General features: G+C 69.8%; 18 protein-coding genes. 5 read left to right on the top strand and 13 right to left on the bottom strand.

Going from position 1 to position 12,776, the window contains the following annotated elements:
* The 8 genes from PUT80_RS41070 to PUT80_RS41035 are packed head-to-tail and all read right to left on the bottom strand — an operon-like array spanning position 1 to position 4,762.
* The gene (locus tag PUT80_RS41070; RefSeq protein WP_037815966.1) at positions 1–315 is read right to left on the bottom strand and encodes a hypothetical protein; all 315 of its coding nucleotides are present in this window, start codon (positions 313–315) and stop codon (positions 1–3) included.
* Positions 316–359: 44 nt separating this feature from the next.
* Positions 360–593 carry a hypothetical protein gene (locus PUT80_RS41065; RefSeq protein ID WP_275295360.1) on the bottom strand — a complete coding sequence of 78 codons (234 nt, stop codon included), beginning with the start codon at positions 591–593 and terminating at the stop codon, positions 360–362.
* A gap of 55 nt (positions 594–648) precedes the next feature.
* A complete protein-coding gene (locus PUT80_RS41060; RefSeq protein ID WP_037815963.1) occupies positions 649–1,002 on the bottom strand; it encodes a GntR family transcriptional regulator in 354 nt (117 codons plus the stop codon).
* On the bottom strand, positions 999–1,145 hold the full coding sequence (locus PUT80_RS41055) for an LPXTG cell wall anchor domain-containing protein (protein ID WP_275295359.1): 147 nt from the start codon (positions 1,143–1,145) through the stop codon (positions 999–1,001). The genes PUT80_RS41060 and PUT80_RS41055 overlap by 4 nt, the downstream gene beginning before the upstream one ends.
* A 9-nt stretch (positions 1,146–1,154) precedes the next feature.
* Positions 1,155–1,682 (bottom strand): NUDIX hydrolase, encoded by a 528-nt coding sequence (locus PUT80_RS41050; RefSeq protein WP_275295358.1) that lies wholly within the window; start codon positions 1,680–1,682, stop codon positions 1,155–1,157.
* Positions 1,679–3,088 carry a coenzyme F420-0:L-glutamate ligase gene (locus PUT80_RS41045; protein WP_275295357.1) on the bottom strand — a complete coding sequence of 470 codons (1,410 nt, stop codon included), beginning with the start codon at positions 3,086–3,088 and terminating at the stop codon, positions 1,679–1,681. Before PUT80_RS41045 ends, PUT80_RS41050 begins: the two co-directional genes overlap by 4 nt.
* Positions 3,024–4,016: a 2-phospho-L-lactate transferase gene (cofD, locus tag PUT80_RS41040; protein ID WP_275295356.1), complete on the bottom strand. Its 993-nt coding sequence runs from the start codon at positions 4,014–4,016 to the stop codon at positions 3,024–3,026. The genes PUT80_RS41045 and cofD overlap by 65 nt, the downstream gene beginning before the upstream one ends.
* Positions 4,013–4,762: a GNAT family N-acetyltransferase gene (locus PUT80_RS41035; protein ID WP_275295355.1), complete on the bottom strand. Its 750-nt coding sequence runs from the start codon at positions 4,760–4,762 to the stop codon at positions 4,013–4,015. The genes cofD and PUT80_RS41035 overlap by 4 nt, the downstream gene beginning before the upstream one ends.
* A 47-nt stretch (positions 4,763–4,809) precedes the next feature.
* Here PUT80_RS41035 and PUT80_RS41030 point away from each other — a divergent pair, with 47 nt between their 5' ends.
* The 3 genes from PUT80_RS41030 to dapC all read left to right on the top strand — a co-directional run bounded on the left by PUT80_RS41030 (position 4,810) and on the right by dapC (position 6,509).
* Entirely contained in the window at positions 4,810–4,983 is a 174-nt protein-coding gene (locus PUT80_RS41030; RefSeq protein WP_093575832.1) for a hypothetical protein, read from the top strand.
* Positions 4,984–5,103: 120 nt separating this feature from the next.
* Positions 5,104–5,424 carry a ferredoxin gene (gene fdxA, locus PUT80_RS41025; RefSeq protein WP_009072848.1) on the top strand — a complete coding sequence of 107 codons (321 nt, stop codon included), beginning with the start codon at positions 5,104–5,106 and terminating at the stop codon, positions 5,422–5,424.
* Positions 5,421–6,509 (top strand): succinyldiaminopimelate transaminase, encoded by a 1,089-nt coding sequence (gene dapC / locus PUT80_RS41020; protein ID WP_275295354.1) that lies wholly within the window; start codon positions 5,421–5,423, stop codon positions 6,507–6,509. Before fdxA ends, dapC begins: the two co-directional genes overlap by 4 nt.
* A gap of 10 nt (positions 6,510–6,519) precedes the next feature.
* Here the strand turns inward: dapC and PUT80_RS41015 are convergent, their stop codons facing one another.
* The gene (locus PUT80_RS41015) at positions 6,520–6,876 is read right to left on the bottom strand and encodes a DoxX family protein (RefSeq protein ID WP_275295353.1); all 357 of its coding nucleotides are present in this window, start codon (positions 6,874–6,876) and stop codon (positions 6,520–6,522) included.
* A gap of 60 nt (positions 6,877–6,936) precedes the next feature.
* Positions 6,937–7,557 carry a TetR/AcrR family transcriptional regulator gene (locus PUT80_RS41010; protein WP_037815954.1) on the bottom strand — a complete coding sequence of 207 codons (621 nt, stop codon included), beginning with the start codon at positions 7,555–7,557 and terminating at the stop codon, positions 6,937–6,939.
* Positions 7,558–7,644: 87 nt separating this feature from the next.
* On the opposite strand from PUT80_RS41010, the gene PUT80_RS41005 reads away from it, so the two are divergent.
* Positions 7,645–9,042 (top strand): FAD-dependent monooxygenase, encoded by a 1,398-nt coding sequence (locus PUT80_RS41005; protein ID WP_275295352.1) that lies wholly within the window; start codon positions 7,645–7,647, stop codon positions 9,040–9,042.
* On the opposite strand, the gene PUT80_RS41000 is transcribed toward PUT80_RS41005, so the two are convergent.
* From PUT80_RS41000 to PUT80_RS40990, 3 genes are all read right to left on the bottom strand, one after another.
* Entirely contained in the window at positions 9,035–9,994 is a 960-nt protein-coding gene (locus PUT80_RS41000) for a CHAD domain-containing protein (RefSeq protein ID WP_275295351.1), read from the bottom strand. The two genes, PUT80_RS41005 and PUT80_RS41000, sit on opposite strands and share 8 nt — an antisense overlap.
* Positions 9,995–10,094: 100 nt before the next feature.
* On the bottom strand, positions 10,095–11,075 hold the full coding sequence (gene dapD, locus PUT80_RS40995; protein WP_275295350.1) for a 2,3,4,5-tetrahydropyridine-2,6-dicarboxylate N-succinyltransferase: 981 nt from the start codon (positions 11,073–11,075) through the stop codon (positions 10,095–10,097).
* A 29-nt stretch (positions 11,076–11,104) separates the two neighbouring features.
* Positions 11,105–11,545: a hypothetical protein gene (locus tag PUT80_RS40990; RefSeq protein WP_037816399.1), complete on the bottom strand. Its 441-nt coding sequence runs from the start codon at positions 11,543–11,545 to the stop codon at positions 11,105–11,107.
* A gap of 42 nt (positions 11,546–11,587) precedes the next feature.
* Between PUT80_RS40990 and dapE the strand changes: the two genes are divergently transcribed.
* The gene (dapE, locus tag PUT80_RS40985) at positions 11,588–12,661 is read left to right on the top strand and encodes a succinyl-diaminopimelate desuccinylase (protein ID WP_275295349.1); all 1,074 of its coding nucleotides are present in this window, start codon (positions 11,588–11,590) and stop codon (positions 12,659–12,661) included.
* The last annotated feature ends 115 nt before the right edge of the window (positions 12,662–12,776 follow it).

The raw sequence follows: 12,776 nt of genomic DNA, 5'->3' as shown, positions 1-12,776 counted from the left end.
CTACTGACCGGGGCCCTGCGGCGGGTACGGGTACTGCGGGTTCTGCGGCGGGACACCGGGCTGCGGCGGGTACTGGGCGCCGGGCTGCGGCGGATACTGCGGGCCGGGCTGCGGGTAGCCGGGGTAGTTCTGGACGGGGTAGCCCTGCTGCGGTCCCGGCGGGGGATAGCCCTGGCCGGGCGGCGGATAGCCCTGCTGCGGCGGGAAGTAGCCCGGCGGCGGGCCTTGCTTCTTTTTGGCCGAAGCGCGCACGATCGCGAATACCACGCCTGCTATCAGCAGCAGGATGATGAGATGCCACGGTTGTACAGCCATGAAGACCCTCCCCTGGTCAAGGCTTTGCCGCAGGACGAAGCGGGTCAGCCCTGCGGATTCTGCGGCGGATATTGCTGCGGTGGGTACTGCTGCGGACCAGGCTGCGGCGGGTACTGGCCCTGCGGCTGCTGACCATACGGAGCACCGGGCCCCTGCTGTCCCGGGTACTGCCCCGGACCGGCCTGCGGCGGCTGCTTAGGCCGTCCCACCGCGAATTTCAAGACCAGGATGAGGATCAGCAGCAGGATCAGCACGACCGGCAGGACGAATTTCAGCATGAGGTTCCCATCGGGTCGGGCACGGACAAAACCAGATGCTAATTCCTCGCCGCGATCAGCGCAGGGCCGCCGCCGCGATCGCCACGCCTTGTTCGGCCGACAAACCCAACCCCCGGATCACCTCGGCGTACGTGGCCGCGGCGGCTTGGGCTCGAGACAGCGTCTCGTCGCCGGTCGCGCCGACGAAAGTGCCTGCCCTGCCTCGGGTTTCCAGCAGACCGGCTTCCTCGAGTTCCCGGTACGCACGCGCGACGGTGTTCGGCGCGATGCCCAGTTCCGCGGCCAGCCCGCGCACCGTCGGGAGTTTGGTGCCGACCGCCAGGGTGCCGTCGTTGATCTGGTTCGCCAGCGAGGTCCGGACCTGTTCGAACGGCGGGACAGCCGAGGCCGGGTCGTAGCTGATGCTCATTGTTGCCGCCGTTTCCGTCGGATGCTGACCACAATGCCCAGTGCCAGCAGCGCGAACGCTACCGCGAAGCCGATCAGCACCGCCCATCCGCTGATGGCCGCGCCGGTGTCGCCCGGGTGCAGGTGCGGTCGCGCCAGGTCCATGCGTCCAGGTTAACGGGCCGCGGCGATCAATTCGGCCAGATCTTCCGAACCCGCGGGCAGCGCGTCGACCGGCCACCAGCGCAGGTCGTCGGATTCCTCGCTGCGCACGGGTTCCGCGCCGGGCGGGGCGTGCACGACGTACCGGACGTCGAAATGCCGGGTCGGGACGCCGAGCGAGCAGGTGATCGGGTGGACGTCCAGGTGCACGGGCGTTTCCCCGATCACCAGGCCGCTCATGCCGGATTCCTCGGTCGCCTCGCGCAGGGCCGCTTCGGCCAGCGACGCGTCGGACGGTTCGCAATGCCCGCCGAGTTGCAGCCAGCGGCCGACGCGCGGGTGCAGGGTCAGCAAGACCTGCGTGCCGGTCGAGTCGAGGACCACCGCGGACGCGGTCAGGTGCCCGGCTTCGCAGGAGCGCTGGCAAGTGTCCGAACGCGACGCCAGGAAACCGAGAAACGCTTGCCGCAGCGACTCTTGTGCCGGTTCGGAGGGTTTCCAGTCGGTCAGCGCGGCGACCGCGGAGTCGTGCAGGGTCATCGTTCGATCAGCCAATCGCCGGTGGAAAGGGGTCCGCGCGGGGGAGCGGGTTCGGCCGGGTGCCCGATGGCGACCGCGCCGAGCGGGTGCCACTGGTCGGTCAGGTCCAAAGTGGACCGGACCAGGTCGGCGGCGAAAATGGTCGAGCCGATCCAGCACGAGCCGAGGTCTTCGGCGGCCAGCGCGACCAGCAGGCCCTGCACGGCGGCACCGGCGGCGACGGTGAACATGGTGCGCTCGTGGCGGTTTCGCCGGTCGTCGCGGTAGGTATGCGCGCCTTCGGGCAGCAGGAACGGGATCACCAGTTCCGGTGCGCGATAAAGAATGTCGCCGCGGGACAGGCGTTTCGCGATCTGCTCGGGCGTGAAGCCGTCGCTGGTCAGGTCGGCTTCCCAGGACGAGCGCATCGCGTCGAGGAGTTTGCGGCGCAGGCCTTCGTCGCGCAGCCAGATGAACCGCACAGGGTGCGTGTGGTGCGGCGCGGGCGCGGTGAGCGCGGACGCGACCGCGCGGCGCATGGCTTCGGGGTCGACCGGCTCGTCGCTGAAGTGCCGGACGGAACGCCGGTGCGGTACCGCTTCCCGGCGGCCCTGCGCGATGGATTCGTTGGTGCCCAAGCGAAAGAGGTCGGTTTCGCCCGGGCGGATCAGGTCCCGCGCGGTGGATCCGTCGTCGTGGATCTGCAGACCGCGTACGACCGCGACCGGCAATCCGCCGAGCTTGCCCTTCACCAGGTCCGCCGCGGCGGCGATCTCGTCCGCGATCGCGATTTCCGTAACGGCCAGCTCGTTTCCCTGCGAATCGACCTGTCCGGCGTACCCGTGCAGCACGCGCAGGCCGGACGCGCCGATCGCGGCGTCGGTCTGGCCGACTCGCCAGGCCCGGCCCATGGTGTCGGTGACGACCACGGCCACCTCCACGCCCAGCCGCTCGCGCAAACCGTTGCGCAGAGCCAACGCGGACGCGTCCGGGTCCGCGGGCAGCAACGCCACCTCGTCGCCGCGCACGTTCGACGCGTCGATCCCGGACGCCGCCTGCACGATGCCCAGGTTGTTCTCGGTGATCAGCGTGCGCGCGATCCGGGCGACCACCCGCACCGATTCTTCCTCGATCAGCTTCCGCCGGGCCGCGTCGCGCGCCTCGGGGTCGCTCGGCACGCGCACCAAGCGGCCCTCGATCTTCGAGAACGCCTTGCTGGTCACCACGACCACGTCGCCGGACCGCAGCCACGGCGCGGCGGACACGATCGCGCCGGTCAGGTCGTCGCCGGGACGGAACTCCGGCAGCCCGGGGACCGGCAGGATCTCGATCTTCTGGGAAGCGTGGTCAAGCTGTGTTGCATCAGACACTGGAGACTCCAGCCACGTCGAGCGCCGCGCGGACCATGTCCGCCGTCGCGTCCACATCGGACATCAGCAGCGGCACCGCGCGCACGTCCACGCCGGGCACCGTGACCTCGTGATCCTCCGGCGCGACGAGCCAGCCGTCGAGCACGCCGCCTTCCGAACGCGCTCCGTAGTGGCGGCCGACCGCCTCCGCGGAGGTCTCCACGCCGATCGCGGTGAGGCACGCGTCGGCCATGCCGCGCAACGCTTTCCCGCCGATGATCGGCGACACCCCGACGACCTTGGCGCGAGTTTTCCGCAGTGCGTCGCGCACGCCGGGCACCCCGAGCGTCGTGCCGACCGACACGACCGGGTTCGACGGCGCGAACAGCACGACGTCCGCCTCGGTCAGCGCTTCGAGCACGCCCGGACCGGGCTTCGCCTCGTCGTTGCCGACCGCGACGATCGAATGCGCGGGCACGCCGGCCCGGTAACGCACCCACCACTCCTGGAAGTGCACGGCCTTCTGCTGCTCCGGCTGGTCCGGATCGTCGATCACGACGTGCGTTTCGACCCGGTCGTCCGACATCGGCAGCAGGCGCACGCCGGGCTGCCAGCGGTCGCACAGCGCCTCGGTGACCTGGGACAGCGGATAGCCCGCGCGCAGCATCCGCGACCGGATGAGGTGGGTCGCGATGTCCTTGTCGCCGAGCCCGAACCAGGTCGGCTCCGCGCCGTAGGCGGCGAGCTCCTCCTTCACCGTCCAGGTCTCGCCCGCGTGGCCCCAGCCGCGTTCGGTGTCGATGCCGCCGCCGAGGGTGTACATGCAGGTGTCGAGATCCGGGCAGATGCGCAGGCCGTGCATCCACACGTCGTCGCCGGTGTTCACCAGCGCGGTGATCTCGTGCGGGGACTCGCCCGCGCCGATCGCGGGAAGTCCGAGTGCGGTTTTGACCCCGAGCAGGAAGCGGGCGCCGCCCACCCCGCCTACCAGTACGACGATCTTCACGACTGGCGATCCTCGCACGTCCGCGGCGCCGGGCCCCAGTACCGGTACCTGTGGTGCTCCGAACAGCCCAGCGCGGAATACAACGCGAGCGCGCCGGCGTTGCCCACCGCCACTTGCAGGACCCACTTGTCGGCGCCGTGCGCGCGGCCCCAGTCGGCGAGCGCGTGCAGCACCGTGGTGGCCAGGCCGCGGCGGCGAAACTCCGGCGCGACCGCGAGACGGGCGACGTGGAGCCAGTCGTCGACGACGGCTCCGCGCACCGCCCCGGCGGTGACCCCGTCGGCCAGCACGACGCCGTAACCGACCTTTCCGGTGGTCACGACGTGCCGCTGGGCGGAACCCGGCTCGGTGGTGTTCTCGGCCAATTCCCACCATTCCGGCGTCGCCTGGTCGAGGACCTCGGCGCCGGGCGAAGGACCGGACGGCAGCGGACCGGTGAGCACCGACACCCGGTACCCGGCGGCGTGCTCGACCTGCTCGCGCCAGCCCGCGGCGGCCACCGCGCGCTCCAGTTCGCTGTCTTCCAGCACCTGAACCGCGGGCGGAATGCCGCGAGCGTGGGCGAAGTCACATACGGCCGCGAGCGCGTCCGGGACCGGACAGCCGGGGTCGCCGACCGCGAGTGTGCTGTTCGCGCGCCCGGTGAAGCCGTCCGCCCAGCGCAGAGTCCATTCTCCGAGCGGCTCCTCGACCACCGCCTGCCAGGCTTTCGCACACACGATTTCGAGCTTTTCCCGGGAGTTCACGGTTAGATTGTGACGGAGAGAGCTGTCCCGTTCCGCAGGAGAACCCCATGAGTTACGCGCGCAAGGACGACCGGCACAACGATGAGCTTGTCGACGAGATCGCCGACGGGTTCAAGCGGACTCTCGAGGAGAAACGCGAGGACGGCAAGCCCGCCGGACCCGCCTTCACCATTACCGGCGATGCCCGGAACGCGCCGAAACCGCGCCGCCGGGACCGCTGAGCGGCTCGGATCCGCCCCGTTTCCAGGGGTGGGATAAGGGTCGCCTAACCACCACCGGGGGCCAGGGAAGCGCGTAATGTCCGCACCGACCGGCCCAGCAGGAGAAGCCAGGAGTACGCAGTGACCTACGTGATCGCCGAGCCCTGCGTCGACGTGCTCGACAAGGCGTGTATCGACGAGTGCCCCGTGGACTGCATCTACGAGGGCGAGCGGATGTTGTACATCCACCCGGACGAGTGCGTCGACTGCGGCGCCTGCGAGCCGGTCTGCCCGGTCGAGGCCATTTACTACGAGGACGACGTCCCGGACAACTGGTCCGACTACACCAAGGCGAACGTCGACTTCTTCAACGAGCTGGGCTCGCCCGGCGGCGCCTCCAAGGTCGGCAAGACCGCGCACGACCCGGGGTTCATCAAGGCTCTGCCCCCGCAGGGCGAATGACCCGGCTGCCCGACTTCCCCTGGGATTCGCTCGCCGAGGTCAAGGCCCGCGCGCAGGCGCATCCCGGGGGCATCGTCGACCTGTCCGTCGGCACGCCCGTCGACCCGGTGCCGGACTCGATCCGCGCCGCGCTCGCGTCGGTGTCGGAGATCCCCGGCTATCCGGCGACGCACGGTACGCCTGAGCTGCGGGAAACGGCCGTCGCGGCGCTGGGGCGGCGGTACGGGATCACCGGCGTCGAACCGGACGCGGTGCTGCCGACGATCGGTTCGAAAGAGGCCGTGGCCTGGCTGCCGCGGCTGCTCGGCTTCGGGCCGGGCGACCTGGTGGTCATCCCGGAGCTGGCGTATCCGACGTACGAGGTCGGTGCGCTGCTCGCGGGCGCCGAGGTGGTGCGCGCGGACGGGCTGACCCAGCTCGGCCCGCGCCGCCCGGCGATGATCTGGCTGAACTCGCCGTCGAACCCGACCGGCCGCGTGCTCGGCGTCGACCACCTGCGCAAGGTGGTCGAATGGGCGCGCGAACGCGGCACCGTCGTGGTGTCCGACGAGTGCTACCTCTCGCTCGGCTGGGAGGCGGAACCGCTGTCGGTGCTGCATCCGTCCGTCCACGGTGGACAGACGGACGGCCTGCTCGCGGTGCACTCGCTGTCCAAGTCGGCGAACCTCGCGAGCTATCGCGCCGGGTTCGTGACGGGCGACCCGAAGCTGGTGAAGACCCTGCTGGAGGTGCGCAAGCACGCCGGCATGATCGTGCCGCGCCCGGTGCAGCAGGCGATGGTGGCCGCGCTTTCCGACGACGAAGCCCTTGCCGGGCAACGCGAACGCTATCGCGCGCGGCGGGTCGTGCTGCGGAAGGCGTTGCAGGACAACGGCTTCGAGATCACTTATTCCGAGGCCGGGCTGTATCTCTGGGCCACGCGCGGGGAATCCGCGCAGGCCACGGTGGAATGGCTCGCCGAGCGCGGCATCCTGGTCGCGCCGGGCACCTTCTACGGGCCCGCGGGCAAGGAACACGTGCGGGTCGCGCTGACGTCAACGGACGAGCGCATCGAGGCGGCCGCGGAGCGGCTGGCGCAGGGTTGAGAGCACGGGGTCAGGCGACTGACCCCGTGAAATACCCGGTCGCCGCGACCCCGAGCGCGAGGAAGACCGCCGGGAACGCGATGTTGTGGAACACCTTCGCGCGGATGTGCGCTCCGACCGCGCCGATGAAGAACAGCGTCAGCCCGATCGCTGCGGCCAGCCCTAGGCGGGGCCAGCCGAGCAGGCCGGCCACCAGCCCGGCGACGCCCGCGCCTTCCAGGATCGCCAGGTAGGGGATCCATCGCGGGCCGACGCCGACCTCGGTCGAGTTCTGCACCACGAACCGCGCTCGGACGGCTTTGGCCACGACCTCGAAGGCGTTGATCGCGACGCAGACGAAGGTGGCGACGAGAAGTCCGGTTTCCATGGCTGCTCCTTTCCGGTCCCACTTCCCTGACGGGGCGGGGGCCGGAAAGGTGACCGGCCGTCAGTAGTCGCGGCCGGTGAAACCGCGGTAGACGAACCGGGTGAGCGCCTCGATCGCTTCCTCGTCGGAGGGCTGGTTCCACCCTGCTGGCGGCGGCGTGACCAGCCACATCTGCGCGAAGTTGTCGATCAGCTGGTACATCATCGCGATGGTGAGCTGGGTGTTCGCCGGGAGCCGCAAGCCGGCCGCGGTGACGTGCTCGAGGTGGCTCTCGACGTCCGAGGCCTGGGTGGCGCCGAAGTTCGCGTACGCGGCGGCGAAGTCCTCGTTCACCATCGCCGCCTGGCGCAGCGCGAGCATCGTGGGCGCGTTGGCGCGGTAGAAGTCCCAGTACTGCCGCACGTGCCAGCGGACCGCGGCGGGATCGCTGAAATCGGACAGATGGTCCTCGGCCATGGCCTGCTGGTCGCTGTCCTCGGCCAGGTCGGCCAGCAGCGCGATCAGCAGTTCTTCCTTGCCCGCGAAGTGGTTGTAGAACGACCCCGCGGCGCGGCCGGCTTCCCGGGTGATGTCGGTGATCTTCGTGTTCAGGTAGCCCTTGGCCGCGAACACGCGCTTGGCCGCGTCCTTGAGTGCCGTTTCCGTTTCGGCGGCTTTGTCCCGGCGGCTCGTCGCTGTCATCCGGCACCTCCCTTGACGCGAACGCTATCAGCGGGCATGCTGAATCTAAATTCAGTGAATCATAATTCAGTCAGACGGGAGAAGGACATGACGGTGCTGGTGGCGGGGGCGGGCCCGACCGGGCTCACGCTGGCGATCGAGCTGGCGCGGCGCGGGGTCGGCGTGCGGGTGGTGGACAAGGCGGAGCAGTACTTCGTCGGCTCGCGCGGCGACGGTCTGCAGCCGCGCACGATGGAGGTCTTCGAGGATCTGGGCGTGCTGGACGCGGTGCTCGCCGCGGGTGCGCCGCCGCACGAGATGCGCGTGTACCTGGACGGGGAGTTCACGATGGTGCGGCGGATGGCCGAGCCGGTCGAACCGACGCCCGCGGTGCCGTATCCGACCGCCTGGTTCCTCGGCCAGTCGCAGACCGAGGGGATCCTCCGGGACCGGCTGGCCGAGTTCGGCGTGCGGGTGGAGCTGAACACCGCGTTGACCGGCTTCACGCAGGACGAGGAGGGCGTCACCGCGGAGCTGTCGACGGGGGAGACAGTGCGCGTGGACTACCTGGTCGGCGCGGACGGCGGGAAGAGCTTCGTGCGCAAGACGCTGGGGATCGCGTTCGAGGGGACCACTGACGAGTCGATCCGGATGCTGCTGGGCGACGTCTCCGCGGAGGGGCTCGACCACGGCTCGGCGTACTGGTTCGCGAAGGCGGACGAGCCGATGTCCGGCGTCGCGTTCACGCCGCTCCCGGGGACGCCGTACTTCCAGTTCGCCTCCCCGCTCGGCGACGGCGACGCGGGCACCTCGCTGAGCGAGTTGCAGGAGCACCTGGACGCGGTGTCCGGCGGCGGGATCCGGCTGCTCGAGCTGGCGTGGTCAACCGTGTGGCGGCCGAACATCCGGCTGGCGGCGGCATTCCGGCAGGGCCGGGTGTTCCTCGCCGGGGACGCCGCGCACGTACACCCGCCGACCGGCGGGCAGGGCTTGAACACCGGGGTGCAGGACGCGTACAACCTGGCCTGGAAGCTCGCCGACGGATCGCCCGCGCTGCTGGACAGCTACGAGGCGGAACGACGCGCGGTCGCGGCGCGGGTTCTGGGGGTGAGCACTGCGTTGCTGGAGAAGTACAAGGAGGGTGCCGAGGACGCGCACGAACGCGGGCCGGAGACGCAGCAACTCGACCTGACCTACCGGGGCGGCCCGCTGTCGCCGGTTGGAGTGGGAGCGTTGCGTCCGGGTGATCGGGCACCGGACGCGCCGCTCGTGGACGCGAACGGCAAGAGCGTGCGGCTGTTCGAGCTGTTCCAGGGTCCACATGCGACAGAACTGGTCTTCGGCGACGGACCGCTCGGGACGGAGCATCCCGCGTACCGGATCCTGCCGCAGGGTGCGACGGGGGAGCTCGTGGACGCGGGCGGGCATGCGTACGCGGCGTACGAGGGGGCGCCGGCGAAGCGGGTGCTGGTGCGGCCGGATGGGTACGTGTGGTCGGTTAGCTGACCGCGTGTTCGGCGGCTTCGATGCGGTGCCAGATGTCGAGCCAGGTGGCGCGGGCGTGGGCGCGTTTGGCGAGTTCGTGTTCGACGATTCGTCCGGCGACGAAGCCGATTTCGGCGTCTGCGTTGGGCAGTACGCCGCGCACCTTCTCCGCGGCGAACACCGCGTCCTGGTGATCGCCCAGCACGGTCTGGAATTTGCGCGTCGCCTTGATCAGTTCGGACAGTTTCGCGGCCTGCTTCTTCTTCGCCGCCGATCGGGCCAATTCGGCGGTATAGCGGAGTTTCTTGCCGTGGATGCGCAGCGCGTGCAGGTCGTCGTCCGGGGGATTCGGGGGCAGGGCGGCGACTGCGCGGGCGAGTTTCCGGTATGGCTTCCGTACGTCCGCGGCCAAACTGGGCTTCTCGGCGGGGGTTTCGTCGATCTCGTGCTCGGCGGTGCGGGACAGCTGGGCGATGCCTTGCAGCAAGGTCGCATACCGGGGGCTCGACAGCGCCCGGTTCAAGCGGCGGCGGGCGGTGGTGCGTTCGGAGACGAAGCGGGACACCAGCCGTCGTCCGGCGGGTTGGTCTCGGACGTCGAAGTCGGCGATCACCTCGCGCAGGTGGCCGATCAGGACGTCGTAGTCGCGGACCTCGCCGAGGACCTGGCCCAGCCAGCCGAGGTCGGCGCGTACCGGTTCCGCGGTGGGGCCGACCAGCGCGCTCGAGGATTTCAGCACGCTTCGCATCCGCCGTTGCGCGACACGCATCTGGTGCAGTTCCTCCGGATCGGCCCCGGCCCGGGTGCCCGGTTCGCGGGACAGCAGTTCGCGCAGTTCGTGGTCGAGTTTGGCGCGGACGTGCGCGGCGGCCGGTGCCTCGGGGCCCGCCTTCGCCGGTTCGGCGGGGAGCCCGAGAGCGGCCGGCGTCGTCGGTTCCGGAGTACGGCGGCGGCTGGTCGCGTCGGAAGTCACCTAGTTAATGGTAGGTGAACAGCGATCCGATCGGAGTCCGCCAAAACAGCGAGAGGGTGCGCTCCCGCAGCGGGAAGCGCACCCTCTTCGAAGAGCTGGATCAGTTGGCGTGCAGTGCTTCGTTCAGCTGGATGCCGACGCCGCCGCGCGGCACGACCTCCACCGCGCCGGTCGCGGAGTTGCGGCGGAACACCGCGCCCGAGATGCCGGACAGCTCGCGTGCCTTGACCGTCTTGCCGTCGACCTCGACCTTGGTGCCCGCGGTGATGTACAGCCCGGCCTCGATCACCGAGTCGTCGCCGAGGGAGATGCCCGCGCCGCCGTTCGCGCCGATCAGGCAGCGTTCGCCGATCGAGATCACCTCGGTGCCGCCGCCGGACAGCGTGCCCATGATCGACGCGCCGCCGCCGACGTCGCTGCCGTCGCCGACCACCACGCCTGCCGAGATGCGGCCTTCGACCATCGACGCGCCGAGCGTGCCCGCGTTGTAGTTCACGAAGCCCTCGTGCATCACGGTGGTGCCGGACGCCAGGTGCGCGCCGAGCCGCACGCGGTCCGCGTCGGCGATGCGGACGCCGGTCGGGAGGACGTAGTCGACCATCCGCGGGAACTTGTCCACGCCGTACACGGAGACCGCGCCGCGCGACCGCAGCCGCAGCCGGGTCTGCTCGAAGCCCTCGACCGGGCACGGGCCGTGGCTCGTCCACACGACGTTGGCCAGCAGGCCGAAGATACCGTCGAGGCTCTGCACGCGCGGCTGGACCAGCCGGTGCGAAAGCAGGTGCAGGCGCAGGTAGACGTCGTGGGCGTCGGCGGGCGCGGTGGCAAGGCTGCCGATCGTGACGCGCACCGCGACGACCTCGACACCGCGGTCGGTGTCCGGGCCGAGCAGCGCGGCCGCGGACTCGCCGAGCAGCTCGGTGGTCTGCTCCGCGGTCAGCCGCTCGGTGCCGCTCGTGCCTGCGTCGACCAGCTTGGGGTGCGGGTACCAGGTGTCCAGCACGGTCCCGTCGGACGTGACGGTGGCCAGCCCGACGCCGACGGCGCCGGTCGTTTCGGGGTCAGTGGTCTGCTCGCTCACGCCGGTCACGGTAGCCGAAGCGGGCCGGATCAACCTGTGGTGGCCAGCTGGTTCACCTTTTGCTTGACCTCGGTCAGCGCGGTCGAGATGGACACGAGCGCCTGCGTGCACGCCCCGCCGGGGGTCGGCACGGTGGTGCAGCCCGCCTGGCGGAACGCGCCGACCGCCTGGTCGAGCGCGGTCGCGTCGCGGTCGAGCGGCTGGTTGACCGTCTTGCCCGCTTTCGCCAGCTTGTGCACCGAACCGGCGGTGTTGCCGACCTCGGTGACGTATTTCTCACAGCCCTTGGGCAGCTGGGTCTGCGGACCGGTGAAGCAAGCGTCGGCCGACAGCGCCTCGAGCTTGGTCGGCAGGGCGTCCGGACCCGGATCGCCGGCTCCGGGGCGGGCCTTGGGCCCGGCCTCGTTGCTGCAGCCGGTGAGGACGAGGGCGAGGACGCCGAGAGCGACCAGGGAGCTTCGCGTGCGCACGTCCTCACGGTAGCCCCCGCGCCTGCTGGGTACGGTGCCGGTATGACCTCCCTTGACCTGCGCGCCGATCCGGCCGACCTCACCGCTGCCCTTGTGGATGTGTTCAGCGTCTCCGGGGAGGAGGGCAAGCTCGCGGACCTCGTGCAGGCGGCGCTGGCCGAGCAGGCTCCGCATTTGGAGGTCGTGCGCAATGGGGACGCGGTGCTGGCGCGGACTCGGTTGGGGCGGCCTTCGCGGGTGATTCTCGCGGGGCATTTGGACACTGTTCCGGAGAATTCCAACTTGCCTTCTCGTCGTACTGGGGTCGGGGACGACTCCGTGTTGCATGGGCTGGGGTCGGTGGACATGAAGGGCGGGGATGCGGTTTTCTTGCATCTCGCCGCTACTTTGCCGGAGCCTCGGCATGATGTGACGTTTGTGTTTTACGACAATGAAGAGGTCGAGGCTGTTCGGAACGGGCTCGGGCGGATTGAGCGGGAGTTGCCTGAGTGGCTTGCCGGGGACCTCGCGATTGTCGGGGAGCCGTCCAATGGGGTGATTGAGGCTGGCTGCCAGGGGACGTTGCGGGTTGAGGTGCGGACTTCCGGGGCTCGGGCGCACACTGCTCGGGCTTGGATGGGGTCGAATGCGATTCACGCGTTGGCGGAGCCGTTGCAGCGGTTGGCTTCTTATTCGCCTCGGGTGGTGGAGATTGACGGGCTGACTTATCGGGAAGGGCTGCAGGCTACTGCTATTTCCGGCGGGGTGGCTGGGAATGTGGTGCCGGATGCTGCCGTTCTGACGGTTAATCATCGGTTCGCGCCTGATCGGGGGGCGGAGGAGGCCGAGGCGCATGTGCGGGGGGTTTTTGATGGGTTTGATGTGACGTTGGTGGATATGTCGCCTGGGGCGTTGCCTGGGTTGTCCGCGCCGGCGGCAGCTGAACTGGTGGCTGCGGCTGGGGGGTCGGCTGCGGCCAAGTTGGGGTGGACGGATGTGGCTCGGTTCGCTGCGTTGGGGATGCCTGCGGTGAATTTCGGGCCTGGGGATCCTACGTTGGCGCATACGCAGCAGGAGTGGGTTCGGGTTGGGGAGATTCGGGGGGTTGCTGAGGTGTTGAGGCGGTTTTTGGGTTGATTCTGTTTCGGCTCGTCGCCTGGCGGCGACATTGCCGTGGGGGTTGCGTGGGGCACCCCGAAGCTTGATTGTGCTGACGGTTCGGGGGTGCTTGTCAAGGCGGGAAAGATGCCTT

This window comes from Amycolatopsis sp. La24, from assembly GCF_029087445.1.
GTDB lineage: Bacteria > Actinomycetota > Actinomycetes > Mycobacteriales > Pseudonocardiaceae > Amycolatopsis > Amycolatopsis nivea.
This window is presented reverse-complemented; position numbering and strand designations above follow the sequence as displayed.

Bases quoted from the DNA above. Each gene is read 5' to 3' on its own strand.
- PUT80_RS41065 (WP_275295360.1), bottom strand. From the start codon at position 593: ATGCTGAAATTCGTCCTGCCGGTCGTGCTGATCCTGCTGCTGATCCTC.
- PUT80_RS41060 (WP_037815963.1), bottom strand. From the start codon at position 1,002: ATGAGCATCAGCTACGACCCGGCCTCGGCTGTCCCGCCGTTCGAACAG.
- PUT80_RS41050 (WP_275295358.1), bottom strand. From the start codon at position 1,682: ATGACCCTGCACGACTCCGCGGTCGCCGCGCTGACCGACTGGAAACCC.
- PUT80_RS41045 (WP_275295357.1), bottom strand. From the start codon at position 3,088: ATGTGGACGCGACGGCGGACATGGTCCGCGCGGCGCTCGACGTGGCTG.
- PUT80_RS41015 (WP_275295353.1), bottom strand. From the start codon at position 6,876: ATGGAAACCGGACTTCTCGTCGCCACCTTCGTCTGCGTCGCGATCAAC.
- dapC (WP_275295354.1), top strand. From the start codon at position 5,421: ATGACCCGGCTGCCCGACTTCCCCTGGGATTCGCTCGCCGAGGTCAAG.
- PUT80_RS41070 (WP_037815966.1), bottom strand. From the start codon at position 315: ATGGCTGTACAACCGTGGCATCTCATCATCCTGCTGCTGATAGCAGGC.
- PUT80_RS41010 (WP_037815954.1), bottom strand. From the start codon at position 7,557: ATGACAGCGACGAGCCGCCGGGACAAAGCCGCCGAAACGGAAACGGCA.
- PUT80_RS41055 (WP_275295359.1), bottom strand. From the start codon at position 1,145: ATGGACCTGGCGCGACCGCACCTGCACCCGGGCGACACCGGCGCGGCC.
- PUT80_RS41030 (WP_093575832.1), top strand. From the start codon at position 4,810: ATGAGTTACGCGCGCAAGGACGACCGGCACAACGATGAGCTTGTCGAC.
- dapE (WP_275295349.1), top strand. From the start codon at position 11,588: ATGACCTCCCTTGACCTGCGCGCCGATCCGGCCGACCTCACCGCTGCC.
- PUT80_RS41005 (WP_275295352.1), top strand. From the start codon at position 7,645: ATGACGGTGCTGGTGGCGGGGGCGGGCCCGACCGGGCTCACGCTGGCG.